23 protein-coding genes are annotated in these 24151 nt (G+C 61.1%); 8 read left to right on the top strand and 15 right to left on the bottom strand.

Annotated elements, in window-relative coordinates; translation table 11 throughout:
• Positions 1 to 63: 63 nt before the first annotated feature.
• Both AX768_RS28365 and AX768_RS28370 read left to right on the top strand, forming a co-directional pair.
• Positions 64 to 786 carry a hypothetical protein gene (locus tag AX768_RS28365; protein WP_231941574.1) on the top strand — a complete coding sequence of 241 codons (723 nt, stop codon included), beginning with the start codon at positions 64 to 66 and terminating at the stop codon, positions 784 to 786.
• 28 nt (positions 787 to 814) lie between these two features.
• Positions 815 to 1363, top strand: coding sequence for a hypothetical protein (locus AX768_RS28370; protein WP_062003360.1), 549 nt, complete (start codon positions 815 to 817; stop codon positions 1361 to 1363).
• Between the two features lie 157 nt (positions 1364 to 1520).
• Here AX768_RS28370 and AX768_RS28375 read toward each other — a convergent pair whose 3' ends face one another.
• From AX768_RS28375 to AX768_RS28390, 4 genes are all read right to left on the bottom strand, one after another.
• Positions 1521 to 2051 (bottom strand): chromate transporter, encoded by a 531-nt coding sequence (locus AX768_RS28375; RefSeq protein WP_062003361.1) that lies wholly within the window; start codon positions 2049 to 2051, stop codon positions 1521 to 1523.
• A complete protein-coding gene (locus tag AX768_RS28380; RefSeq protein ID WP_062003362.1) occupies positions 2048 to 2620 on the bottom strand; it encodes a chromate transporter in 573 nt (190 codons plus the stop codon). The genes AX768_RS28375 and AX768_RS28380 overlap by 4 nt, the downstream gene beginning before the upstream one ends.
• Before the next feature lie 97 nt (positions 2621 to 2717).
• Positions 2718 to 3665 (bottom strand): 2-dehydropantoate 2-reductase, encoded by a 948-nt coding sequence (panE, locus tag AX768_RS28385; RefSeq protein ID WP_062003363.1) that lies wholly within the window; start codon positions 3663 to 3665, stop codon positions 2718 to 2720.
• 74 nt (positions 3666 to 3739) lie between these two features.
• Positions 3740 to 4075, bottom strand: a complete 336-nt coding sequence (locus AX768_RS28390; protein WP_062003364.1) for a hypothetical protein — start codon at positions 4073 to 4075, stop codon at positions 3740 to 3742.
• Positions 4076 to 4463: 388 nt separating this feature from the next.
• Here AX768_RS28390 and gndA point away from each other — a divergent pair, with 388 nt between their 5' ends.
• The 3 genes from gndA (at position 4464) to AX768_RS28405 (ending at position 7738) form a co-directional block, all read left to right on the top strand.
• Positions 4464 to 5870, top strand: a complete 1407-nt coding sequence (gndA, locus tag AX768_RS28395; RefSeq protein WP_062003365.1) for an NADP-dependent phosphogluconate dehydrogenase — start codon at positions 4464 to 4466, stop codon at positions 5868 to 5870.
• 172 nt (positions 5871 to 6042) lie between these two features.
• Entirely contained in the window at positions 6043 to 6612 is a 570-nt protein-coding gene (locus AX768_RS28400) for a DUF4365 domain-containing protein (protein WP_062003366.1), read from the top strand.
• Entirely contained in the window at positions 6602 to 7738 is a 1137-nt protein-coding gene (locus tag AX768_RS28405) for a hypothetical protein (RefSeq protein WP_062003367.1), read from the top strand. The genes AX768_RS28400 and AX768_RS28405 overlap by 11 nt, the downstream gene beginning before the upstream one ends.
• A 45-nt stretch (positions 7739 to 7783) precedes the next feature.
• On the opposite strand, the gene AX768_RS28410 is transcribed toward AX768_RS28405, so the two are convergent.
• From AX768_RS28410 to AX768_RS28440, 7 genes are all read right to left on the bottom strand, one after another.
• Positions 7784 to 8839 (bottom strand): sugar phosphate isomerase/epimerase family protein, encoded by a 1056-nt coding sequence (locus AX768_RS28410; RefSeq protein WP_062003368.1) that lies wholly within the window; start codon positions 8837 to 8839, stop codon positions 7784 to 7786.
• Between the two features lie 40 nt (positions 8840 to 8879).
• A complete protein-coding gene (locus AX768_RS28415; protein ID WP_062003369.1) occupies positions 8880 to 9830 on the bottom strand; it encodes a substrate-binding domain-containing protein in 951 nt (316 codons plus the stop codon).
• Between the two features lie 62 nt (positions 9831 to 9892).
• Positions 9893 to 10915: an ABC transporter permease gene (locus AX768_RS28420; RefSeq protein ID WP_062003370.1), complete on the bottom strand. Its 1023-nt coding sequence runs from the start codon at positions 10913 to 10915 to the stop codon at positions 9893 to 9895.
• Positions 10896 to 12383 carry a sugar ABC transporter ATP-binding protein gene (locus AX768_RS28425; RefSeq protein WP_062003371.1) on the bottom strand — a complete coding sequence of 496 codons (1488 nt, stop codon included), beginning with the start codon at positions 12381 to 12383 and terminating at the stop codon, positions 10896 to 10898. Before AX768_RS28425 ends, AX768_RS28420 begins: the two co-directional genes overlap by 20 nt.
• A gap of 1 nt (position 12384) precedes the next feature.
• Positions 12385 to 13404, bottom strand: a complete 1020-nt coding sequence (locus AX768_RS28430; RefSeq protein WP_062003372.1) for a LacI family DNA-binding transcriptional regulator — start codon at positions 13402 to 13404, stop codon at positions 12385 to 12387.
• Between the two features lie 535 nt (positions 13405 to 13939).
• A complete protein-coding gene (gene gudD / locus AX768_RS28435) occupies positions 13940 to 15289 on the bottom strand; it encodes a glucarate dehydratase (RefSeq protein WP_062003373.1) in 1350 nt (449 codons plus the stop codon).
• Between the two features lie 29 nt (positions 15290 to 15318).
• Positions 15319 to 16566, bottom strand: a complete 1248-nt coding sequence (locus AX768_RS28440) for an MFS transporter (RefSeq protein ID WP_082779151.1) — start codon at positions 16564 to 16566, stop codon at positions 15319 to 15321.
• Between the two features lie 360 nt (positions 16567 to 16926).
• Between AX768_RS28440 and AX768_RS28445 the strand changes: the two genes are divergently transcribed.
• The 3 genes from AX768_RS28445 (at position 16927) to AX768_RS28455 (ending at position 19773) form a co-directional block, all read left to right on the top strand.
• Entirely contained in the window at positions 16927 to 18255 is a 1329-nt protein-coding gene (locus AX768_RS28445) for an MFS transporter (RefSeq protein ID WP_062003375.1), read from the top strand.
• A gap of 45 nt (positions 18256 to 18300) precedes the next feature.
• A complete protein-coding gene (locus AX768_RS28450; protein WP_062003376.1) occupies positions 18301 to 18999 on the top strand; it encodes a FadR/GntR family transcriptional regulator in 699 nt (232 codons plus the stop codon).
• Positions 19000 to 19068: 69 nt separating this feature from the next.
• Positions 19069 to 19773 carry a class I SAM-dependent methyltransferase gene (locus tag AX768_RS28455; protein ID WP_062003377.1) on the top strand — a complete coding sequence of 235 codons (705 nt, stop codon included), beginning with the start codon at positions 19069 to 19071 and terminating at the stop codon, positions 19771 to 19773.
• 20 nt (positions 19774 to 19793) lie between these two features.
• On the opposite strand, the gene AX768_RS28460 is transcribed toward AX768_RS28455, so the two are convergent.
• From AX768_RS28460 to AX768_RS28475, 4 genes are all read right to left on the bottom strand, one after another.
• Positions 19794 to 21572: a cytochrome c biogenesis protein DipZ gene (locus AX768_RS28460; RefSeq protein ID WP_062003378.1), complete on the bottom strand. Its 1779-nt coding sequence runs from the start codon at positions 21570 to 21572 to the stop codon at positions 19794 to 19796.
• A 36-nt stretch (positions 21573 to 21608) separates the two neighbouring features.
• Positions 21609 to 22124 (bottom strand): peptide-methionine (R)-S-oxide reductase MsrB, encoded by a 516-nt coding sequence (gene msrB / locus AX768_RS33055; RefSeq protein ID WP_062003379.1) that lies wholly within the window; start codon positions 22122 to 22124, stop codon positions 21609 to 21611.
• 331 nt (positions 22125 to 22455) lie between these two features.
• On the bottom strand, positions 22456 to 22989 hold the full coding sequence (locus tag AX768_RS28470; protein WP_082779117.1) for a hypothetical protein: 534 nt from the start codon (positions 22987 to 22989) through the stop codon (positions 22456 to 22458).
• A 223-nt stretch (positions 22990 to 23212) separates the two neighbouring features.
• Positions 23213 to 24034, bottom strand: a complete 822-nt coding sequence (locus tag AX768_RS28475; RefSeq protein WP_062003741.1) for an SDR family oxidoreductase — start codon at positions 24032 to 24034, stop codon at positions 23213 to 23215.
• Between the last annotated feature and the right edge of the window lie 117 nt (positions 24035 to 24151).

Consider the following 24151-nt stretch of genomic DNA (forward strand, 5'->3'; position numbering starts at 1 on the left):
TCATGCATGGCATAGGGCTTGCAAAGTAAGGCTGCCACCACTCGCAGCTTTGCAGGAGCCAAGATGAAAGCACTTACGATCGCAATTAAATCGGCCGGCCTTATGGCCATCATCACCGGCGCTGTTGCGTGCGCTGCACAGGCCGCACCGACGCCGCGTGACGTGGCGCCACCGCCGGTCATGGGCAACGCGCCCCCGCCAATGGATGCCACCGGGCCTATGGATAGCACGAGCGCGGCGAGCGTCACCACCGGCGTCATCAAGCAATACGTGATCAATCCGGAGGGCGACGTGGACGGCCTGCTTTTCAGCGACGATTCGCTTGTCCGCTTTCCGCCGAACATGGGTGCGAACGTCGCGGCAATCGCCGCTCCGGGTGACACCATTCGCGTGAGCGGCGTGCCCGAAGCGGAAGGTGCACTTCGCGCGAGAGAGATCACCAATACGCGCAACGGACAGTCGGCTGTCGAGCAACCGCCCGCTGGCAATGCTCAGCGCTTGCCGCCCTCGCTTCGTGGCGTGAGTCTCGTCAAACTCGATGCGAGCGGCCGCGTGCTGAAGGTGACGACCGCGCCGCGCGGCGAGCCGGACGGCGTGCTGCTCGCCGATGGCACGGTCATCAAGCTGACGCCACCGGGCGCACGTCAATTCCCTGCGTTGCTGCAACCGGGCGCGCTCGTTGCAGCGCACGGCTACGGCACCCGCAATCGTTTCGGTCAGTCGCTGCAGGCCACGTCCTTCGGCACCCCCGGCAATCTGACGCAGCTATATGGCCGCGCCGACTGATTCTTTTCAACTTCATGAAGGAGCACACATGCATTGGATCGATCCCGCCTGCCTGCCGGAAACGCGCGGCAAGGTCACGCAATTCCTGTTGAATCCGCACGGTGAACTCGACGGACTCGTACTGAATACCGCCGGCAGCACACTGCAAGTTCACTTCCCGCCGCATATGACGAAGCAGGTCATGAAGCACATTTCAGTGGGCAACGCCATTCGCGTACACGGCGTGAAACCGCGTGACGCGAATGTCATCGCGGCAGTATCGCTGACGAGTGCGCAAGGCGCGGAGCTCGTTGATGAAGGCCCGCAGCATCACGGTCCGAAGGCCCCGAAACCCGAAAGCAAACCAATGGACGTTCAAGGCGAAGTGACCCTGTCGCTGTATGGCCCGAAGGGCGAGCTGCGCGGCGCGCTTCTCGACGACGGCACATCGCTGCGCATGCCGCCTCACGCCGCGGCCGAACTCGTGGACTATCTGAGCCCGGGCGCATGTGTTCAGGCATGGGGGAACGGCGTGAAGAACAAGTATGGCCGCACGATCGACGTCCATGACATCGCCAAGCTGGTCGATGCTGCCTGATCCCACGGCCGGAATCTTCTGAGTGGTCGCCGTCGTAATGGCGCAGGACTTGATGCGCGGGACCGGGCGGTTCGGTCTCGCGCAAGGTCTCACGGCGCCCGCGGTGCGTATTGGCGTCGCCGCTGCGCGTCGAGGCGTCGGCGGCTTGACGCTGGCCTTAGAACTGGCCGAACCCCGTCAATCCGATCAGGCTTCCCAGCGCCAGCAACCACAACGGATGCACCTTCGTCTTGAAAGACAACACCGCGATCACCGCCGTGATGCCGCCAAGCACCCATTGCGAGTCCGACGCCTCCGCGATCAGCGCGGCGCTCGCCGCAAGGAGACCTGCGGTCATCGGCACGAGGCCGAGTTGTACGTATCGTCGCCACGGATGCAACCTGAAGCGCTCCCACGCGTGCATGGCCGCAATGGTCACGACGGACGAAGGCCCGAACTTCGCAATCGATGTCACGATCACGCCGGGCCATCCCGCGACGTGCCAGCCAATCAGTGTCACGATCATCATGTTCGGCCCCGGCGCAGCCTGGGCGAGCGCGAACATCGCGGAAAAATCCGCTTTCGACATCCACTGATGCACCTCGACGACTTGCCGCTGCATCTCGGGCAGGATGGAGTTGCCGCCGCCGAATGCGAGCAGCGAGAGCTGGCTGAAAATCGCGGCGAGGGAAGCGAGATCGTGGTTCATCGGTTCGCCTCGCGATTCGTTCTGGATGCGATGAATATCGATATTGGCGTGAGCACGAGCATCACGGGCAGCAGCGGCAAGCGCAGCAACGCGATCGCCACGAACGCCAGCGCGGCGACGACTGCCATCGACACTTTCTTGCGCAAGGGCCACGCGACTTTCACGGCCATCGATACCAGCAGACCCGCCGCTGCAGCAGCCAGTCCGGCGAAAAGGTGGCGGATGTGTACGTCGTTATGAGTGCGCTGATAGAGCACGCCGAGCCCGATCACGATCAGCGAAGGCCCGACCAGCAATCCGAGCAGCCCGGCGAGCGCGCCGGGCACGCCGCGAAATTTCATCCCGATCGCGGCCGACAAGTTGATCACGTTGCCGCCCGGCAGGAACTGGCAAAGGCCGAGCAGATCGGTGAATTCGTCGGCGTTGAGCCACTTGCGGCGCTCCACGATTTCGCGGCGTGCCAGCGGCAGCGCGCCACCGAACGCGGTCAGCCCGAGCGTCAGGAAGCCGATAAAGATATCCGCGACGGTCGGCGGCGCCGGCGGCTGTGCGTGAGCGTCTTCGTGCATTGATCGCAATGAGTGCTTTGGAAAAGCGAGAGAGGGTAACGCTTTGTTCGCGCGGATTCAAAGCGTTGACTGCGCCAGCGTATCGTTGTCCAGATCTTTAAGAGGGCTTCGCCGCGTTGCGATCCCGGCGGGATTCGTAAGCTTTCAGATGCGTATAGGCAGTCGAGAAGATCGGCGAATGTTGCTCTTGCTCCGCCACCTTGCCGCGCGCAATCAGGTCGCCCACCACGTGATCCGCTTCGATACGCGCGCCGTTCTCGAGGTCGCGCAGCATCGAAGCGGTGATGCCGGACCCGGTTTCGGTGAGCATGGAATGCGTGCGGGTCACAGCGGCTTCGCCCGGCGGGAAACCGTTTGCCGCGGCGATGGCGCGGGCTTCATCGAAAAGATCGAGCAACAGTTTTTGGCCGCCCGGCGCCGCGATGATATCGCCCACCGGTGCGCGCATCAGGCACGTGCCGGCTGCAAGCGTCGCGAGAAAGGTCCACTTTTCCCACATGGACTGGAGAACGTTCTGGCTTGCGACGGCGTCGAATTGCGCGCCAGTCAGCTCGGCCGTGATCGCCTCGATGCGCGTCGAAGTTCCGCCCGCGCGCTCGCCAAACGTCAGGGAATGCAGCTTGTTCAGATGCACGACCGTGCCTTCGGCATCGAGCGTTACAGCCGCGACGCACTGGCCGCCCAGCACGCGGTCAGGGCCGAACTGCGTTTCGAGTACATCGAGATGATGCATGCCGTTGAGCAACGGCAGGATGGCGGTGTTCGGGCCGACCGAGGTTTTTATCGATTCGATGGCGCCGTCCAGATCGTAAGCCTTGCAACTGAGCACGATCAGGTCGAACGGTTCGGCCACGTCCTTGGCCAGTACGACGGGCGGATTCGGTATCGATAAATCGCCGTTCGGGCTGCGCAGGTTGAGGCCCGTTTGCGCAAGTTGCGCAGCGCGCCGTTCACGTACGAGGAACGTCACCTCCCTTCCGGCGTTAAGCAGCCGTCCGCCAAAATAACCGCCGATTGCGCCTGCGCCCACCACCAGAATCCGCATGTACTCCTCCTGAATAGTCTGATTTTTTGCGCGTGGATTTTCATGTGACCGCGCGCCGCTCCTGATCATGCAGCTCAAGCCTGCCAGACGCCATAACCCGCTTCCCGCAAGCCAATAGCAAGTTCCACTTCCATCTCCCGAGCGCCTTCGTACGGCATCGGGTTATACAACTCGTACAGTTGCGGCAACAGGCGCAAGCCGAAATCCCGCACATAACGGTTCGACTGGATGCCGGCCTTGTGTTTATCGAAACGAACGTCAGGGTCGATACCCGTCATGCCCACATATACAAAAGGCTTGCCCAGCACGTAATCCGGGTTGGCGCGCCGGAAACGCGCTTCGTTCCAGACCGTATCGGCGAGTTCGATCACGTAGACGTGGTAATGGTGAACCTTCCTTCGAAGCGCCATGCATTTGCCTTGTTGCGCTTATTCCGTGCGCAGATCGGTCCTGGAACGGGCTGGGGACGCTTATTTTAGACCGGCGTTGAACGAGGCGCTTATTGCGCGTGCTTTCGAGGGCACTTTTTTTACCCGTCAAACGCTGGCGCATAGTGCCTGTGCGGACCGCCCGTCCACACCCCATGTCTGCCAGTTGCGTGTCAAAGTGGTAATCTCGCTCGGTCTGCGCGTGCTGCGCGGCGTTCGGCAGGCGGCGGGCCCAGTGCCCCGGCGCTCCCCACATGGTGGCGCAGAAGTCCGGCCGGAACGCCTCGCGGGCACCGCCCCCATTGACACAAACGCATCCGCAGCGTGCGCGGCCACGAACCGCAAACGCTCCGGTCATTCGGAGAGAAACATGAGCAAACAAGCAATCGGCGTTGTCGGCCTCGCCGTCATGGGACGCAATCTGGCATTGAATATCGAGAGCCGCGGGCACGCGGTATCGGTCTACAACCGCAGCCGCGAAAAAACCGATGACCTGATGGCCGAGCATCCCGACAAGAAGCTCGTGCCGTCTTACACGCTGGAAGAATTCGTCGAGTCGCTGGAAAAACCGCGCCGCATCCTGCTGATGGTGAAGGCCGGCCAAGGCACGGATGCGACGATCGATTCGCTGCGCCCGCTGCTTGAAAAAGGCGACATCCTGATCGACGGCGGCAACACCCATTTCACCGATACCATCCGCCGCAATACGGACCTCGCGAAGTCGGGCCTGCATTTCATCGGCACGGGTGTATCGGGCGGTGAGGAAGGCGCGCTGAAGGGTCCCTCTATCATGCCGGGCGGCCAGAAGGAAGCCTATGATCTCGTCGCCCCGATCCTGACCGAGATCGCCGCAAAGGCGCCGGACGGCGAGCCGTGCGTGGCTTACATGGGCCCGGACGGCGCGGGACATTACGTGAAGATGGTTCACAACGGCATCGAATACGGCGACATGCAGTTGATCGCCGAAAGCTACGACGTGCTCAAGCGCGTGGCGGGTTTGTCGAACAAGGAACTGGGCGACGTTTATGTCGAGTGGAACAAGGGTGAACTGGATAGTTACCTGATCGAGATCACGTCGAAGATCTTCGCGAAGAAGGACGAAGAGACCGGCAAGGATCTCGTCGATGTCATCCTCGATCGCGCCGCGCAAAAAGGCACGGGCAAGTGGACGAGCCAGAACGCGCTCGATCTGGGCGCGCCGCTGCCGCTGATCACGGAAGCCGTGTTTGCGCGCGTGCTGTCGTCGCTGAAGGACCAGCGCGTGGAAGCGAGCAAGCAGTTAAAGGGCCCCTCGCCCAAGTTCGATGGCGATCGCGATGCGTTCGTGGAATCCGTGCGGCGCGCGTTGTTCCTCAGCAAGATCGTTTCGTATGCACAGGGTTTTGCGCAGCTTCGCGCGGCATCGGAAGAATACAAATGGGATCTGCAGTACGGTCAGATCGCGAAGATCTTCCGGGCTGGTTGCATCATCCGCGCAGGGTTCCTGCAGAAGATCACGGATGCCTACAAGACCAACGCCGATTTGCATAACCTGCTGCTCGATCCGTACTTCAGCGATATCGCCGCGAAGTATCAGGACGCGCTGCGCGACGTCGTGGTCGCCGCGGTGAAGGCAGGCGTGCCGGTGCCGGCGTTTTCATCGGCAGTCGCGTATTACGACAGCTATCGCTCGGAGACGCTGCCGGCGAATCTGGTGCAGGCACAACGTGACTTCTTCGGCGCGCATACCTTCGAGCGTGTGGACAAGAAGGGCAGCTTCCACGCTGACTGGTCGTAAGAGCCTCTCAAATAGCTGATCGATGCAGTGCAAACGCCGACGCAAACGCGTCGGCGTTTTGTTTTGCAGCCGCACAGAATTGCCAAATTTTGTCGCTGTGAAAATTTCATCAGGCGACATTTTTCACTTGTCGCTAGCATCTCCCTGTCGATGGAAACATAACGGGGGGATCATGGCCACTGCACTTTCAGTATTAAACAGGGAATCGGAGCTGAGCTACGCTTATCTTCATGCGATCGCTTCGCACGCAGGGGTCAACTGCAAGATCAGCAACCGGCACGACGACAACGCCGGCATCGACGCCATGCTCACGGGCTGGGAACCATTTCCGAACGGCGGCCCGTTGACCGAAGTCGACGTCAAGGTCCAGTTGAAGGCAACGGTCAAGACACCGTTCGACGACGGTGAATCGCTCTCCTACTTCCTCTCCAGGACGCAACAGTACGACGCCCTGCGCCGGGAGACGCACGCGTCGCCGCGAATACTCGCCGTACTGTTCCTCCCTCCCAACGCCGAGGACTGGCTGGAGTACTCAGAAGAGCAACTCGTGCTGCGAAAATGCGCGTACTGGGTCAGTCTGCGCGGCGCCCCGCCCACGGACAACACAGCAGGCGTCACCGTGAAGATCCCGAAGAGCCAGACGTTCGACGGAGCCGGTCTCATGCAACTCATGGCAAGCATCTCGCGGCGCGAAATTCCTGCTTATCGAAACCTTTCTGACCAGGTGCCACATGACGCTTAGCACGCTATCTCCTTCAGGCCTGCGCGATTTCGTTCAATCGCTCGGGTGGAAATTGCTGCCTGATGGCATGGTGGATGGACTGTACGTGTTCCATCATGATTGCGCACCGCGTCGCCAGATTGTCATTCCAATGGATCAGCACGCGCTGGACTACGCGGAGGCATGCGAGCTCGCCATGTCAAAGCTCGCCGACCTGCAGGGTATGAAGCTCACAGAGCTGATTCAGCTTGCAGCAATCTCCCGTGACGACTCCATGTATTACCGGGTGACCGGGCGCGGTGCGTTCAACGAAGGCCTGCCCTTGTCGTTTGCGGCGTCGTTGCTGCTTGGCGCGGAGCAGGTTCTGCTTGCTTCGGCTTGCACGGTGTTGCGGCCGCAGGCTCATCATCCGCGTCTGCACAGAAGCGAAGCCACACAGCTTGCCAGTCATGCGCGGTTCGGCCACACGGAGCGCGGCAGCTTCGTCGTGCGCGTTTCGTGCCCCGTCGATGCCATGGAAACGCCAGCCGCGCTTGCGCTCGCCAACACCAACGAATCATTTGTGCGCATGACCATGCTGAGCGCCCGTCGCGGCGTGCGCGATCTGGTTGACGCCATCGAGACAGACACGCTTACCCGCTTCGTCGACTCGCAAAAAGACGCGCGCTCGCCCGTTGTTTCTTCCAATCTGTGCGAAGCACTGACGCGTATGCATGATGAAGAAATGCAGAACAGCATCGACCTGTCGTTTCGTTGGGCAACAACCGTGGCGCTACCCCAGGAGATCGCCGCGGCCGCAAGCATACGAATAAAAAGCGATCACTTTGGGCGTATCGACGAAGTTCGCCGCGAGTTGCGTGCGGTCGAGCATGACCGCGACGACGTATTCATTGGGACAGTCGAGCATCTGAATGGGCAATTCGATCTTCAAGGCAACCGGGCGGGCGAGGTCGTCGTCGGATTGCTCCAGCATGACAAGGGAACTATCAAGGCGCGCGTTGTGCTCAATCACGATCAATATGCAAGCGCGGTTGCCGCGCATCTGGACGATCGGACTTTCGTCCGCATCGCAGGGCGGCTGCGTCCCGGGCGACAACCGCGTACGCTGGTCGACGTCACCAGCTTCACCTTGATCGGTCCGGAGTGACGATGTGCAAGAGCGCAAGAGCGGGACGGGTGGGGCGCAGGAAATCTACCGGCGAATCCCAAGCACCTCCCGTAAAGACTCACCGTTCGCGCCGCTTCCTGCGAAGTCATCGAAGGCACGATCTGCAACGCGAATAATATGATCGCGGATAAAGGTGGCGCCTTCGCTTGCGCCATCCTCGGGATGTTTCAACGCGCATTCCCATTCGAGCACCGCCCAACCAGGGAAATCGTGTTGCGCCATCTTCGAGAAAATTGCGCTGAAGTCGATCTGTCCGTCGCCGAGAGAACGGAAGCGGCCCGCGCGGTCCACCCAGCCCGAGTAACCGCCGTACACGCCCTGTCGTCCGTTTGGCCGGAACTCGGCATCTTTCACGTGAAAGGCCTTGATGCGTTCGTGATAGATATCGATGAACTGTAGGTAATCCAGTTGTTGCAGCAGGAAGTGGCTGGGATCGAAGAGAATGTTGGCGCGTGGGTGATGATCTACCGCATCCAGAAACCGGTCGAAGGTTACGCCGTCGTGCAGGTCTTCGCCCGGGTGCAACTCGTAGCACACGTCCACGCCGGCCTGATCGAAAGCGTCGAGCAAGGGACGCCACCGCTTGGCAAGCTCGCCGAACGCTGTCTCGATCAAACCCGGCGGACGCTGCGGCCACGGATACAAATACGGCCAGGCCAGCGCGCCCGAAAACGTCACGTGCGCGCTCAGGCCCAAGCGCCTGGACGCGGCCGCTGCGAATCCAACCTGTTCGATGGCCCATGCCGTGCGGGCCTCCGGATTCCCGCGAACGTGCTTGGCTGCGAAGCCATCGAAGAGCGTGTCGTACGCGGGATGAACCGCCACGAGTTGCCCCTGCAGATGCGTCGACAGCTCCGTAATGCACACGCCCGCATCCTCTACGATCCGGCGCAGATCGTCGCAATAGGCATCGCTTTTGGCCGCCTGTTCGAGATCGATCAGCCGCGGATCGCAAGGAACCTGAATACCTTCGTAGCCCAGCCCCTTCGCCCAGCCTGCAAGGTGCGCGAGGTTGTCGAAGGGCAGTTCATCGCCGAGAAACTGCGCGAGAAAAATGGCCGGGCCCTTGATGGTTTTCATGATCGTCGATCCACGAACGTGTGCTCAGCTAGGATAAAACTCAGAACGGCGAGTTCGGATAATAGAACTGCTTGGCGTTTTCCTTCGTGATCAGCACCGAAGGAATGATGGTCGTGGCGGGCAGTTTTTCGCCCTTCAGGCGCGCTTCGGCTGTGAGCTTGATCGCGTCGTAGATGAACTTCGGCGAGTACGACACGTCGGCCTGCACCCGCTTGTCGCCATCCATGATCCGCTTGACCGCTTCCTTCGACCCCGCCCCGCCGAACACTTCCTTGATGTCCGTGCGCTTCGCCTGGTCGATGGCCTTCAGCACGCCGATCATCATGTCGTCGTCAGCGGCCCAGACTGCATCGATATGCTTGAAACGCGTGAGGTAGTCCTGCATCACTTTGAATGCGTCGTCGCGATTCCAGTTGGCGTATTTCGCGTCGAGCACCTTCATGTCGGGATGCTGCTTGATCACCGATTCGAACGCGGTCCAGCGTTCGTTGTCGAGCGTGGTCGGGATGCCGCGCAGCGCGACGATGTCACCCTTTCCATCCAGCGTCTTCGCCAGATACTCGGCCGGCAGCTTGCCGAAGGCCGTGTTGTCACCGGCCACGTAGGCGTCTTGCGCGCTTGTGTCGGTCAGGCCGCGATCCACCACCGTCACATACACACCCTTCTTCTTGACCTGCGCGACCGGCTGCGTCAACGAAGCCGACTCAAACGGGAAGATCACCAGCGCGTTAATTTTGTTGACCGTCACGAGATCTTGCAACTGGTTCGCCTGTTCAGGCGCGCCACCCGCCGTTTTGACGATGATCTTCAGATCCGGATGCGCCGCCTCCAGTTCCTTTTTTGCTTCATTGGCCCACCACACGATACCGCCGGTAAAGCCATGCGTGGCGGTCGGGATGGCGACGCCGAGCGTGACTTTATCGGCCGCGCTGGCCGAGACGGCGCTCGCCGCGAGCGTCAGTGCGCCGAGTGCGCGAAGAATGTTTTTCATTGCTGTGTCTCCATTGTCATGACAGGCGCCTGATGGGTTTCAGGGCACGGTTCGAACAGACTTCAACGACGTCCACGCTGTAAAAACGCTACGAAGATGATCACGGCGCCCTGCACTGCCGCGTTGAGATACACGCTGATGATGCTGGTGAGATTCAAGATGTTTGCGATCACGGACAAGAGGATCGCGCCGATCACGGTCCCGATCACGCGCCCTTCGCCACCTCTGAGCGCCGTGCCGCCGACCACCACGGCCGCGATCGCCTCGAGCTCCCAGAGAAGGCCGGTGGTCGGCGTCGCCGACCCGAGACGCGGCACATACAGTACGGTCGCCACGCCCACGCAAAGACCGAGCAGCACATAGGTGACGATCTTCACGCTGTCCACGCGAATGGCGGCGTATCGCGCAACCTGTTCGTTCGATCCGATTGCCTGGACATGCCGGCCGAAGACGGTGCGGTTCAGCACGATCACGCCGCCCGCCGCGACGATCAGGAACACCCATATGGGCACCGGGATGCCAAACAGACTTGCGTAATACACAGGGCCGTATAAATCGGACAGGCTGTTGTCGAGTGTGAGCGCGCCGCCATCCGCGAGCCATGTCAGCACGGCGCGAAAAATTCCGAGCGTTCCCAGCGTCACGATGAACGGTTCTATACGTCCCTTGGTCACGAGCAGACCATGCGCCAAACCGAAAAGACCCCCTAGAACAAGGGCTAGAACAATTCCTAAGGCAATGATGGTCAGCGGCGCAAAGCTGTGGCCGCCCACGCCGCGAGCGAGCGTGTTCATCGTCCAGATCATGCTGCCGGCGATCAGCGCGGCCATCGATCCAACCGACAAATCGATACCGCCCGAGATGATCACGAACGTCATGCCCACCGCAATGATGCCAATGAACGATGTCCGCGTGAGAACGTTCATGGCGTTGTCGAAGGTGGCGAAATCGGGATTGAGCAGCGTCCCGCCCACGCACAGCGCGATCAGCCCGAGCAACGGCCCGACGCCGTGCAGCCGCCGCGCGAGTCCGCCGAGGCGGCTGCGTTTCGATACTTCCACGCCTTCAGTGTGTGCCGGTCGCATGCGCGATCAACCTCTCTTCGGTGAGATGTTCGGAGCCGAGCGTCGCGACGAGCTGGCCGCCGCGCATCACCGCCACGCGATGACACAGGCCGATCAGCTCGATCAGTTCGGATGAAATGACGATCACCGCGCGCCCTTCGGCGGCGAGTGCGTGGATGAGGAAATAGATATCGCGTTTTGCGCCGACATCGACACCGCGCGTGGGTTCATCGAGCACGACTACGCGCGGATCGGGATGCAGGAATTTCGCCAGCGCAAGTTTTTGCTGGTTGCCGCCCGACAACATGCGCGCGCGGCTCGCAAGATCGCCCGTGCGGATACCGAAGTCCTGTACGGCTTCTTTGAGCGCATCCCGTTCGGCGCGGCCATCGAGCAGCGGATGCGCGTAGCGTTCGAGCGTCATCATGGTGAGGTTGTCCTTGAGCGCCATGTCGACGTGCAGGCCGCGGCCCTTGCGGTCTTCGCTCAAGTACGTGATGCCGTTTTTCATGGCTGCGCGCGGGTTGCGCGGATTGATCTGGACGCCTTCCAGTTCCATGCGTCCCGCGGTCAAACCCCGCAAACCGATGAGTCCTTCGAACAGTTCCGTGCGCCCCGCGCCCACGAGTCCCGCGAAGCCGAACACCTCTCCCGCGCGCACCGAGAAGCTGACGTTCTCCGCCCAGCCGGGAACGAAGGCGTGATCGACCTTGAACGCGATGGGCGCATCCGTTGCAAGCGGCGGTTTGTCGGGGAACATGTCCGATACCTCGCGCCCGACCATCTGGTTCGCCATCTGCTGGCGCGATGTTTCAGCCGTCGGGCTGCGCGTGACGAAGCGGCCGTCGCGCATTACGATCACTTCATCTGTCACGCGCTCCACTTCGTCGAGCTTGTGCGAGATATAGACGATCGTCACGCCGTCCTCTTTAAGCCGCGCCATCAATGCAAAGAGGCGCTGCGTTTCCGAGGGCGTGAGCGTCGCGGTCGGCTCGTCCATGATCAGGAGACGTGCATCGCGCAGCATGGCTTTCGCGATTTCGACGAGCTGCTTTTCAGCGACGATCAGATCGCGCACGCGCGTGTCCGGATGCTGGTGCAGGCCGACATCGGCGAGACGCGCGCGGGCGGCCTCACGCATGGTGGGTTCATCGAGGAAAAAGCCGCGCCGCTTCTCATGGCCGAGAAACATGTTCTGCACGATGCTCAGATGATCCGCAAGATTGAGCTCCTGATGGATCAGCACGATACCTGCGGCTTCGGCGTCGCGGGAACTGTCGAACGACTGGACGACACCGTTGATCGACAGCGTGCCCGAGGTCGGACGTTCGTAGCCGGCAAGAATTTTCATGAGGGTCGACTTGCCCGCACCGTTTTCGCCGAGTAGACCATAGACGCGGCCGGGCGCGAGATCGAACGTGACGCCGTGCAGCACGCGCACGGGTCCGAACTGCTTGGCGATGTTATCGAAGCCGACAGCCAGGCTCATGTCACGCGCTCCTTCGAATCATCAGTTTGTGCGGCAGCAGCACGCCGGGCACGTCTGCATGCGGATCGCGCAGGCGCTTGAGCAGCAGGTTCGCCGCCGTCTCGCCGAGCTCTCGCATGGGCTGCGCGACCGTTGTAAGCGGCGGATCGATTTGCGCGGCGACGGCGATGTCATCGAAGCCCATCACCGCCATGTCGTCGGGGACGTGCAGGCCAGCGCTGCGCAAGCCGTTGATCACACCGATTGCCAAGGTATCCGACACGGCGAACACGGCAGTCGGACGGTTGCGTCGAAGGCGTGCGAGCGTGTGTGCGGCGGCTTCGCCCGCGGCGTAATCGAGCGTATCAAGGTCGATGTGCCAGGCCGGATCGGCATCGATACCCGCCGCGCTCAATGCATCCCTATAGCCTTCCGCGCGCTGCCGCCCGTACAGATAACCGTGGCCCGAATTGATCAGCGCAATCTTCTTGTGACCGCGGCTGAGGAGATGGCGCACGGCATCGCCGGCTGCCCTGTGATTATCGATGCCCACATAAGGCACGCCCGCCGCCGGGTCGAACTCGCAGCATGCGACCCAGGGGAGCGCGGATGCTTCTTCGGAGAGGGCTTTTTGCACGGCGGCCGGGTCCAGGCAAATGGCGCCGTCGGCGCGGCGGCCGCGCAGCAAGTCGAAGTAGCTGCGCTCGCGGCCAGGGTCCGCACCCGTGTCGCACAGCAGCATGAAGTAGCCGTTCTGGCGCGCGATGCTGTCTATGCCTTGCACGATCGCCGAGTAGAACGGGTTGCCGAAGTCCGGGACCATGGTGAGCAGCAGGCGGCTTTCCGCAGTGCGCAGGTTGCGGGCAAGTTCGTTGACACGGTAGCCACTCGATGCGATCGCCGCCAGGACCCTTTCGCGGGTCGGCTCGCGCACGTTGGTGTGGCCGTTGAGCACGCGGGAGACCGTTGCAACGGATACGCCCGCCTTCCGCGCGACATCGGAGATCGAGATTTCATCGGCGATGCGAAACGATTCGGGCATGGGCGAGGGTTTTCGTTCGCACGATGGGGGGATGTAATGGATTACATTATTGGGCGGGGTTGGGGGGTTAGCGATAGGGACAAACGCCAAGGGTGGGGCGTTGGCACTTGGGGCGGTCGGGGTTGGTGTTCGGTTGCTGCTTTTTACGCTACCGCGCGTTCTGTCCTAGCTGTTCTCTTTTGCACTTTTAGCCACTGTCCGTGGCGGGACTTCATTTCTTTTTCCAACGGCGAAAAAGAAACGAAGCAAAGAAAACGCCTTCCAACCGCTAATTCTTAAGTGTCCCAAGCGTGCACGTTTATCTGTTTGGTACTTCAGAAAAACGCTCGACGCCGCAATTCAGAACACTTGAAACCCTCCCCCTCCGTCAACCGCAACCCACACGCTTCGCCACCAGTGTGGGAATCCGCTAACCAGGCTTCCGCGCTACGCGCACTGGCGCCCAAACGAAGGTTGGCGGCACTGGTTTGCGGTGCCTGTCCAAGGAAATTTATGGCCCACCCCGCGTTGAGGGCGCAAGGCGAAGTGAAACTCCCTATCGCACCAGGCTCGGTTTCTTGTTGTCGAACTTCCAGTTCGGAATCAGGAACTGCATCGCTACGCCGTCATCTCTCGCCCCAAGCCCATGCTGCTCGTAAAGCGCGTTCGCCTTCGCAAGCTCATCCATGTCGAGTTCAACGCCCAAGCCCGGTTGCTCCGGTACCTTCACCTTCCCCCCAACGATTTGCAGCGGTTTGCGCGTCAGGCGCTGGCCGTCCTGCCAGATCCAATGGGTATCGATCGCCGTGATTTTTCCCGGCGCCGCCGCCGCTACTTGCGTGAACATCGCAAGCGAAATGTCGAAGTGGTTGTTCGAATGCGATCCCCATGTAAGTCCCCACTCGTTGCACATCTGCGCAACGCGAACCGAACCCTGCATCGTCCAGAAATGCGGGTCGGCAAGCGGGATATCGACGGACTGCAACTGGATCGCATGGCCCATCTGGCGCCAGTCAGTCGCAATCATGTTGGTGGCAGTCGGCAAACCCGTCGCACGGCGGAATTCGGCCATGACTTCTCGTCCCGAATAGCCGTTTTCCGCGCCACATGGGTCTTCTGCGTATGCCAGGACGTGATGCTGGTCGCGGCACAGACGGATCGCCTCGGCCAGGGACCACGCGCCGTTCGGGTCAAGCGTGACGCGTGCCTTCGGAAAGCGTTCAGCCAATGCGGTGACGGCTTCGATCTCGGCATCGCCGGAAAGGACGCCGCCCTTCAGCTTGAAATCGTTGAAACCATAACGCGCCTGCGCCGCTTCGGCGAGTCGGACAACGGCTTCGGGGGTCATCGCTTCTTCAGTGCGCAAGCGGTCCCAGTCGTCGTTGCCATCGGCGCCGCTCGCGTACGGCAGATCCGTCTTGTTGCGGTCGCCGACGTAGAACAGATAACCAAGCATCTCGACTTCGTCGCGTTGCTGGCCTTCGCCCAGAAGCGCCGCGACCGGTACACCGAGGTGCTGACCCAGCAAGTCGAGCAGCGCGGCCTCGAGTGCCGTGACGGCGTGGATCGTCGTGCGCAGGTCGAAGGTTTGCAGACCACGGCCGCCTGCATCGCGGTCGGCGAACTGCGTGCGCGCCTTGTTGAGGATCGCCTGCAAATTGCCGATGGATTGACCGACGACCAAGGGGCGTGCGTCGTCGATGGTCTTGCGGATCGACTCGCCGCCCGGCACTTCGCCTACGCCGGTGTTGCCGGCGCTATCGGTGAGGATCACGATGTTGCGCGTGAAGAACGGACCGTGCGCGCCGCTCAGGTTCATCAGCATGCTGTCGCGGCCGGCGACGGGAACGACGCGCAATTCGGTGACGGTCGGGGTGGCGTTGGGTTTGACTGAAGTCATCGACATGGTATTTAAGACCCGAAAAGGTGAAGGGATCAAAGCGCTTTGCTCGGTACGTGGCCGCCCATTTCATCGCGATTGATCCGGCGGTTACGTGTCAGGAAGCAAGCGGCGGCAGCAATCAGTGAAGCGAAGCCGAGGCCGTAGAGTCCGCCCGTGATCGAGCCGGTATGTTGCTGCAAATAACCGAAGGTAGCCGGCGCAAAAAAGCCGCCGAGATTGCCTACCGAGTTGATCAACGCAATCACGCCGGCGGCCACGCGGGCATCGAGGTAACCCTGCGGAATCGGCCAGAACAATGAAGCAGCGGCCTTGAAACCGATCGCTGAAAAACAGATCGCGACAAACGACAAAACCGGATTCCCCGACGTCGATGCAAACAGTCCGCACGCGGCTATGACCAGCGCGGCGGCAAGCCAAGCTTGCTGAAAGCGCCATCTGGCGGAGAGAAGCGCGAAGCAATACATTGCGGCCATCGCGATCAGCCACGGCACCGCGTTGAACATGCCGACCTGGAAATCGCTCAGTCCGCCCATCTTTCGAATGATGGTCGGCAACCAGAACGTTGCCGCATAAATGGTCAGTTGGATTGCAAAGTAAAGCAGGCAGAAAAGCAGGATCTGCGGGTCCTTGAGAAGCTTGAGCGTGGGCAGATGGTGGCCGCCGCTCACCGCTTCGCGCTCGGCCTGTTCGTTCGCGATCGAACTTGAAAGCGCGGTTTGCTCGGCAGGACTGAGCCATTTCGCGTCGCTGATATGCGACTTGAGCAGCATCCAGCTCACGCCGCACAACACAATCGAGAATCCGCCTTCGATCAGAAACATCCACTGCCAGCCGTAAAGCCCGAAGCCGCGAATGGAGAGAAGCGAACCGGTAATCGGACCCGACAGGACCGATGCCAGCGCCGAACCGCCGAGGAACACGGCAACGGCCTTGCCGCGCTCTTTCTGCGGAAGCCATTGCGTGAAGTAGAACACGACGCCCGGAAAGAATCCTGCTTCAGCGATACCGAGCAAGAAGCGCAGCACGTAGAACGACGTGTCGTTCCAGACAAACGCCATCGCTGCCGCGACGATGCCCCACGTCCCCATGATCCGCGTCAGCCAGACGCGTGCGCCGTATCGCTGCATCAGGACATTGGAGGGCACCTCGAAGAGCGCATAGCCGATGAAAAACAGCCCGCTTCCCAGGCCATAAGCCGCAGCCCCGATGCCAAGATCCGCCTGCATGTGCGAATTGACGAAGCCGATGTTCACCCGGTCGATGTAGTTCGCAATGAACATGATGAGGACAAGCGGCAAGACATGGCGCTTTACCTTCGATACAGCCGATTCGAGCACATGGTTTGTGGGCGTGTGTAAAGCGGGCGTCAAGGTTGTCTCCAAATGTGCCGTATCGACGGCTCGGGTCTTACTCGTAACGCCGCGCGCTCGACAACGGGTTCAAAACCAACAAGTCATCTATATGTCGTCTGACGACAGTCTACTCTTCGGTGAAAATTCGTCCAATGTCGTGTTTACCCTATTTGGATAACTAACAGCAACAGGGCCATAAGCAATATACTCGCTCAAACGCAAAGTTCGCCGCAGACGAACTAGGACGTCTGATGACCTTTGACGTAGATGTCTTTAGCTGGAGACGACATGGAAACCCAAACGGCAGCAAGCGCCGCACAACGCAATCCCGGAACCGCAGATTCAAGCCTGACCGGTGAAAACGAGATCTACTCGTTAATCACGCGCAGACTACTGCCCGCGCTGCTGACCGCGTTCTGCATCGCCTACCTGGACCGCATCAATGTCGGTCTAGCCAAGCTCCAGATGGCCTCCGATCTCGGTTTCAGCGACGCGGTGTACGGATTCGGCGCAGGCATCTTCTACCTTGCGTACGCGATCTTCGAAGTACCGAGCAACCTGATCATGCATCGCGTGGGCGCGCGCCGGTGGATCGCACGGATCGCGGTATCGTGGGGACTCGTCTCCATGTGCATGCTGTTCGTGCGCACGCCCGCGTCGTTCTATGCGCTGCGATTGCTGCTCGGCATGGCCGAATGCGGCCTGTTTCCGGGCATCATCCTGTACCTCACCTACTGGTATCCGGCTCACCGGCGCGGGCGCATCGTGGCCCTGTTCATGGCCGCCCTGCCCATTTCCGGGCTGGTCGGCGGCCCGCTCTCAGGCTGGATCATGCAGCGCTTTGCCGGCATGTCCGGGCTGCACGGCTGGCAATGGCTATTCTTCATCGAGGCGCTGCCGGCTGTTGCGATCGGCGTGGTCATATGGTTCGTGCTTCCGGATCGCGTGAACGACGCCAGGTGGCTGACAGACGATCAAAAGCGCGTGATCGCGCGGAATATCGCAACTGAAAATGCCGAGAAACCAAGCGCGAACACCAGCAGCGTGTTCACCAATCCGCGCATATGGCTGATGAGCCTGATGCTCTTCGCGTTTGCTACGGGAAACATGGGCATCAGCTTCTGGTTGCCGACCATCGTGCAGCGTGCAGGCCATGGGAGCTCGCTAAGCGTGGGTTTCCTGACCGCCATCCCTTACGCCTTCGCCGCAGTTGCAATGATCGCGTTGTCGATGAGCTCCGATAAACGGCGCGAACGGCGCTGGCATCTGGCGCTCCCCGCGTTTGCCGGGGCCGCGCTTCTTGCGTTGAGCACGGTCTGGAGCAACGACCTCACGATGACGATCGTCACCATGACCGCAGCCTCCATGTGCGTGTTTGCAGTCGCACCGCTGCTCTGGGCGCAACCCACTGCCTTGCTGAGCGGTAGCGCCGCGGCCGCCGGCATCGCTATGATCAGTTCGCTCGGCAACCTTGCCGGCCTGTTCTCGCCTTCGTTGTTCGGTTATCTCACCGTGCGCACGCACAGCACGTCGGCCGGCATGTTCTTGCTGGCAGGTTTCATGCTGCTGGGTGGCTTGCTGTCGCTGGTCACGCCAGCTCGTCTGGTCAACAAGTAAGTCTGGTCGAATGACTCCGTTCATCGCAAAGCTGGAGCCGCATACATGAGCATCCTCACCGACAAAGTCATTGCAACCGTGTCCGGCGATATCCAGCGCGGCACGCTGCGCCCAGGCGACAAGGTTCCGACTGAAGTCGCGCTGATGAAGCAATTGTCGGTCAGCCGTTCAGTCGTGCGGGAAGCGATGTCGCGCCTTCAGGCTGCGAAGATAGTGGAGACGCGTCACGGGATCGGCACGTTCATTCTCGATGCGAATCAGGCGGAGACGTTGCGTTTGCCGGCATCCGACCTGTCGGACATGCTGGATGTCATGGCCATCATCGAGTTCCGCATCGACACGGAAGCCGCAGCGGCGGGTCTTGCCGCGGGCAGGCGCACGCAACAGCATCTGAAACTGATCGATGCAGCGCTCGCGCGTTTCGAGGCCGAACTCGAACGTGGCAGCACGGACGTGGTGGCGCACGACGTGGAGTTCCACATCCAGATTGCCCGTGCGAGCGGGAATCGTTATTTCTTCGATGTCCTAAGCCAGCTAGGCCGTGCAGTAAGTCCGCGCACGCGGCTGGGATCGACGGAAATTGCGGAGCTTGACCGTGTGGTTCATCTTCGCAGCGTTCTCGCGGAGCATCGGCAGATTTACCGGGCGATCGTGCGCCAGGATGCCGACGATGCCCGCGCCGCAATGCGGATGCACCTGAGCAACAGCCGCGAAAGACTGCGGCGGGCGCACGCGCAGATCTGAAAAACCAAATCCGCGGTGCAAACGGGAAACGGGCGCATACTACGTCCCCGCTCCCTCCCGTCCCGTTCAATGCCCGGTTATCTGACCAAGCAGCAAAACATCACCGTCACGGGCGTCGACGACCTCATCATCCGTTCGCTGCTCGACCTGCAGCAATTCTCCGACCCTCTGGGCGACGCCGAACGCATCGGCATCTCGTCCGCGATGTGGCCGCTTTTCGGCATGCTGTGGCCATCGGGCGCGCATCTAGCCGCGCGGCTCGCGCTGCGTCCCGTGCTCGCCACCGAGCGAATCCTCGAAATCGGCTGCGGCCTTGCGCTCGCGAGTCTTGTGGGGCACCGGCGAGGGGCGGATGTCACGGCAAGCGATTGCCATCCGCTGACGGCAAGTTTCCTCGATGAAAACCTGCGCCTGAACGACCTCCCGCCGATGAAATACCTGCACGGCAACTGGTCCATCCCCGAACTTGCAGGCACGCTGGCAGATACGGCGGGACGCAGTATCGTCAATGGCCGTTACGACCTGATCATGGGCAGCGACCTGCTCTACGAACGCGATGCCAACGCGACGCTTGCGGCGTTTATCGGCTTGCATGCGTTGCCTTGCGCCGAAGTCTGGATCGTGGACCCTGACCGCGGCAACCGCGCTGCGTTCAACCGGCAGATGGGCGACCGCGGCTTCCGGATGCGCGAGGAACGCCTCGATCGCGTCGCCTTCCAAGAAACGGCCGCTTACAAGGGCCGCCTGCTGATCTACCGGCTTAATGACAACTGAACTGCCGCAACGCAGCAGCCTCAGCCAAACGTGAACGCATAAGCCTCCACGCCGGCGTCGAGGAATTCGATGCTGAACGTCCGGTCCTTCACATTGCCCGGTTGCCGCACGAGCTGATACAGGCGCTGCTCGGTTACCGTGCCCGTGCCGTTCGCGGCGACGTCGGTGCCGTGGGCGTCGCCGGGAGCGGCGCCGTCTATCGATACACGGAACCTGACGGGCTTGCCGTCCTTGCCCGGCCCAAGCACGAGATGCAAGTCCCGCGCGTGGAACCGATACACGATCGTCCCGTTCGATTGCGCGAGCGAAGCCTCTTGCGCGCCCACTTTCCACGCGCCGGCGAGTCCCCAGTCATTCAACGAAAGCTCGCCGGGCGCCGCGTACGTGTGGACCTTGTCGTGCGCCTCGCCGCCGTTCCCCGCGAAGTTTTCCGCTCGCTCATAACCAACGTAGGTTTCCGGTGACCGCATGTCGGCGTTATCGGCGGATTGCTGCACGCCTTTGGCGTCCGTGTTGGTAATGGCCGGGCCGACGTCGTTATGGCCGGCTTCCTTGAGCAACTGCTGGATCACTTCTTCGGAGTGCGCATAATCGCCCTCGCCAAAGTGATGAAAGCGAACTTGTCCCTTTGCATCGATAAAATAATGCGCCGGCCAGTACTGGTTGCCAAACGCACGCCAGATCGCGTAGTTGTTATCGATAGCCACCGGATAATCGATACCCAGGTCATGCACGGAACGTTCGACGTTATCGATATTGCGTTCGAACGCGAACTCGGGCGCATGCACACCGATCACGACGAGCCCCTTGTCGCGGTACTTCTGCGCCCACGCTTTCACATACGGCAGGGAACGCAGGCAGTTGATGCACGAGTAGGTCCAGAAGTCGACGAGCACGACCTTGCCGCGCAGATCTTCCGCGCTCAACGGCGCCGAATTGAGCCATTGGACCGCGCCGGATAGCGGCGGCAACTGGCGTTCGACTGGTAGCGGGGTGTCGAAGGTGGCGCGCATCATTGCGGGCGGGTTGGCCGTATCGGCTGTGCTTGGCGCGCTTGCCGGCGCTGGCGTTGACGCCGGCGAAAACCGATCGACCAGCTTTTGCTCCAGCCCACCCGTCGCAACGGTCGAAACCCGCGCGAGCACGCCAGTATCGAATCCGAGCGATATCGCAACAACGCCGAGCAACATAGCAGCGCCAATGCCGCGCCGGATCCACTCGCCTGCGCCCAGCGACCGTTTCATGGCTGCAAACACGCGTCCGCCGATCAGCAACGCCACCGCAAGCGATGTCGCCGCGCCCGCCGCATACGCCGCGAGCAGCAAGGTCGTGCCGACGCTCGCGCCGCGCAGTGCGGCGCCCGTCAGAACGAGACCGAGGATGGGGCCGGCGCAAGGCGCCCACAACAATCCCGTCGCGATGCCCAGCAAAAACGATGAACCTGCGCTGACCTGCTGTCCGTCGGCCTGCGCGAATTGCGTGAGACGGTTGCCTGCGCTCACGAACGGGCGCATCACGCGTTCCGCAAAACTCGGCAGCAGCAGCGTCAGGCCGAAGATGCCGAGCAACGCGACCGCGAGCCAACGGCCATACTGGTTCGCTTGCGTGACCCAGCCGCCGCCGACGGCCGCGAGTGTCGCCACGGCGGCAAAAGTAAGCGCCATACCGGCGAGCAACGGCAATCCGCTGCGCACGAACGGCTGGTCCGCGCGAGAAAAAACGAAAGGCAGGACAGGCAAGATGCACGGACTCAGGATAGTGAGCGCGCCGCCAAGGTAAGCCAGGATGATAAGCAGCATGGGCTAAGGATCTCGAAAATTAGGACTGTGCGGCGCTCAGGCGACACTCGGTTTGAAGTTCATCGCCAGGCCGTTCATGCAGTATCGAAGGCCGGTGGGTTTGGGGCCGTCATCGAAGACATGACCGAGATGGCTGCCGCATCGCCGGCAATGAACTTCAGTGCGCGACATCCCGAACGACAGGTCGTCGTGCGTGGCGACCGCATGATCGAGCGGCGCCCAGAAGCTCGGCCAACCGGTGTGGCTTTCGAATTTCGTGCGCGACGAAAACGCATCGAGCTGGCATCCCGCGCACGAGAACACGCCATTGCGATGCTCCGCGTTGAGCGGACTGCTATAGGGCCGCTCAGTGCCTTCGTGCCGCAACACGTTGTATTGCGCCGATGTCAGCGTGCTGCGCCACTGATCATCGGTATGAACGACCTCGAAGGTCTCGTTCGCGTCGGCCGCCAAAGCCGGACTCACGCCCGGGACATCGCGTTGCCTGAACGCGGCGAAAGCGGCTGCCGCCAACGTGCTGCTCGCGAATAAAAAACGGCGTCTGGTGGTCATGGTGTGCTCCTTGACAAGACTCGCTGCTTGAGCAAATACAACGTTTGACATGCGGATAAATACGCAAACACATCTGAAGCGCGTTTAATCCCTGACCGCGTGGAAATGTATTTGACTTGAAAACAGCCCGCGTTCAGATGCTTCTGTTAGCTAATTCGTCGTCAAGGCGCGGACGGTTACATTGCAACGATCGAAATCATCAATCGTTACGTTATATTTTATTAAATATAGCGTTACGCCTGATTCGGCGATGTCTCGTGCAGGGCGGGAGCAGAAATGAATTGCGCCCGGAACCGGGCGCAATGAACAAGCAGTTAAAGACGTTGAGCGGTCACTTAACCATGTAACCGCGCTCGGTCATGCATTCGCTATATGCGCGCCAATACTGGACCATGGGCGGCTCGGGCGGAGGCAGCGCGGGCATGGGGGCATCGGTGGATGAAGAACTTGCGTTCGCGACGGCGCGTGCATCGGAGGCGACGCCCGGTCTGGCGGCCGATGCCGATGCCGATCCGGACGCCATCACCGGCGCTGAAGCTGAAGCTGAAGGCGAAGCCGACGCCTTGCCCGTAGCGGATGCCGGGTAAACCGCGGAAGCCCCGGAAGCCATCGCCGATGGCAACGGCGCCGCCACCGCGACCTGCTTCACGGCGCCAGGCTTGGTCGCCTGCGGTTTGATCGGCACTTGTGACACCTTCGCCATGTTCACGCCCGTGTGCTGGTTGGCGTAGCCATAGCACATGGCGTTATCGATACTCACTTGCGCCGAATTTTGACTGCGCATCGGAAACGCGGGCGGCTGCTGGGCGAACGCGCTTGCGCCCACGCACAACATGGCAACGCCGGCAAACAGGGAAACTCTCATAGCTCATGCACTCCGGAAACAGGATCGGCCTTACCCGGCCAGACCGCGCCAGCCGGACGGCCGGTCGGGCGCGGTCAAACGAGCTTTCACCATACTGTCGGTGCATCGGGCCCGTGCGAAAGACTATCGCCGAAATCCGCCAAGTCTTCGCATTTCTGGCCTGTTTCGCGTGCTGGACCGCTTTTCTTCGCGCGTTGACTCATGGTCCGTTGCGTGAAAACCCTTAAACCGAGGGAAACTTCGCTCGCATGAAGTCAATGTAATCCTGATCCGGCAGGGTGCGGCGCGCTTTTACAAAACCACGCGAATCATCGCCGATGAGATAACGCAGCCGGTCCGTGCCATCGGTTGCGGCCTCGTGGATGAGCGCCGCGACATCGTCCGCGCGAATGGTGCTCGCCGCGGCCAGCGCGCCAAAAGCCGCCGCCGTGCGTTCGACAAAACCATCGTAACTGCCAGGCTTTTCTTCCTGCACATGGCTTTCCAGCGAGCGAGCGTTGAAGTTCGTGCTGGTCACACCGCCGTGCGGGATCACGAGCTTCACGCCGATTCCCTGCGACCCAAGTTCATACGACAACGCCTCCGAAAATCCTTCCAGCGCAAATTTGCTGGCGCAATAGAGCGAGATCATGGGCAAGGTGAAAATGCCCGCACCCGAACTGACGTTCACGATCACTCCGCTTTTGCGCGCCCGGAAATGCGGCAGCACCGCGCGTGTGACGTCCATGACGCCGAACACGTTTACGTCGAACTGCGTCTGGATGTCTTCGCGCGACAGCGCTTCGAACAAACCGTACTGCCCGTATCCCGCGTTGTTGACGAGCGCGTCGATACCCCCGAACCGCGCGATGCCCGCATCGACTGCAGCGTGAATGCTGCCGGTATCCTGGACATCGAGGCGCGTGACGAGGACGTTATCGGCGGCAAGCGCCGCGTCCAGCTGGCGCATTGTCGCGATGACGTTCCAGCCCGCTGCGGCAAACAAGCCCACACTCGCCCGGCCAATGCCCGACGATGCCCCGGTAATCAAAACGGTCTTGCTCATGATCGCGAATTCCTTCGTTGAATGAAAAGATGCGATCACAATAGGGTCCGATAATCAGTGAGACAATACGCACAGCGCTGCACAGGTTGATGCAGCAAACAGCACAATGAGTTCCAA

This window comes from Burkholderia sp. PAMC 28687, from assembly GCF_001577465.1.
Taxonomy (GTDB): Bacteria; Pseudomonadota; Gammaproteobacteria; order Burkholderiales; family Burkholderiaceae; genus Caballeronia.

Coding starts and splice junctions, on each gene's coding strand:
- AX768_RS28455 (WP_062003377.1), top strand. CDS start 19,069: ATGCCCGGTTATCTGACCAAGCAGCAAAACATCACCGTCACGGGCGTC.
- AX768_RS28405 (WP_062003367.1), top strand. CDS start 6,602: ATGACGCTTAGCACGCTATCTCCTTCAGGCCTGCGCGATTTCGTTCAA.
- AX768_RS28460 (WP_062003378.1), bottom strand. CDS start 21,572: ATGCTGCTTATCATCCTGGCTTACCTTGGCGGCGCGCTCACTATCCTG.
- AX768_RS28440 (WP_082779151.1), bottom strand. CDS start 16,566: ATGTTCATTGCGAACTACATCGACCGGGTGAACATCGGCTTCGTCAAT.
- AX768_RS28420 (WP_062003370.1), bottom strand. CDS start 10,915: ATGCGACCGGCACACACTGAAGGCGTGGAAGTATCGAAACGCAGCCGC.
- AX768_RS28400 (WP_062003366.1), top strand. CDS start 6,043: ATGGCCACTGCACTTTCAGTATTAAACAGGGAATCGGAGCTGAGCTAC.
- gndA (WP_062003365.1), top strand. CDS start 4,464: ATGAGCAAACAAGCAATCGGCGTTGTCGGCCTCGCCGTCATGGGACGC.
- AX768_RS28445 (WP_062003375.1), top strand. CDS start 16,927: ATGGAAACCCAAACGGCAGCAAGCGCCGCACAACGCAATCCCGGAACC.
- AX768_RS28415 (WP_062003369.1), bottom strand. CDS start 9,830: ATGAAAAACATTCTTCGCGCACTCGGCGCACTGACGCTCGCGGCGAGC.
- msrB (WP_062003379.1), bottom strand. CDS start 22,124: ATGACCACCAGACGCCGTTTTTTATTCGCGAGCAGCACGTTGGCGGCA.
- gudD (WP_062003373.1), bottom strand. CDS start 15,289: ATGTCGATGACTTCAGTCAAACCCAACGCCACCCCGACCGTCACCGAA.
- AX768_RS28390 (WP_062003364.1), bottom strand. CDS start 4,075: ATGGCGCTTCGAAGGAAGGTTCACCATTACCACGTCTACGTGATCGAA.
- AX768_RS28370 (WP_062003360.1), top strand. CDS start 815: ATGCATTGGATCGATCCCGCCTGCCTGCCGGAAACGCGCGGCAAGGTC.
- AX768_RS28475 (WP_062003741.1), bottom strand. CDS start 24,034: ATGAGCAAGACCGTTTTGATTACCGGGGCATCGTCGGGCATTGGCCGG.
- AX768_RS28375 (WP_062003361.1), bottom strand. CDS start 2,051: ATGAACCACGATCTCGCTTCCCTCGCCGCGATTTTCAGCCAGCTCTCG.
- AX768_RS28430 (WP_062003372.1), bottom strand. CDS start 13,404: ATGCCCGAATCGTTTCGCATCGCCGATGAAATCTCGATCTCCGATGTC.
- AX768_RS28365 (WP_231941574.1), top strand. CDS start 64: ATGAAAGCACTTACGATCGCAATTAAATCGGCCGGCCTTATGGCCATC.
- AX768_RS28380 (WP_062003362.1), bottom strand. CDS start 2,620: ATGCACGAAGACGCTCACGCACAGCCGCCGGCGCCGCCGACCGTCGCG.
- panE (WP_062003363.1), bottom strand. CDS start 3,665: ATGCGGATTCTGGTGGTGGGCGCAGGCGCAATCGGCGGTTATTTTGGC.
- AX768_RS28410 (WP_062003368.1), bottom strand. CDS start 8,839: ATGAAAACCATCAAGGGCCCGGCCATTTTTCTCGCGCAGTTTCTCGGC.
- AX768_RS28450 (WP_062003376.1), top strand. CDS start 18,301: ATGAGCATCCTCACCGACAAAGTCATTGCAACCGTGTCCGGCGATATC.
- AX768_RS28425 (WP_062003371.1), bottom strand. CDS start 12,383: ATGAGCCTGGCTGTCGGCTTCGATAACATCGCCAAGCAGTTCGGACCC.
- AX768_RS28470 (WP_082779117.1), bottom strand. CDS start 22,989: ATGAGAGTTTCCCTGTTTGCCGGCGTTGCCATGTTGTGCGTGGGCGCA.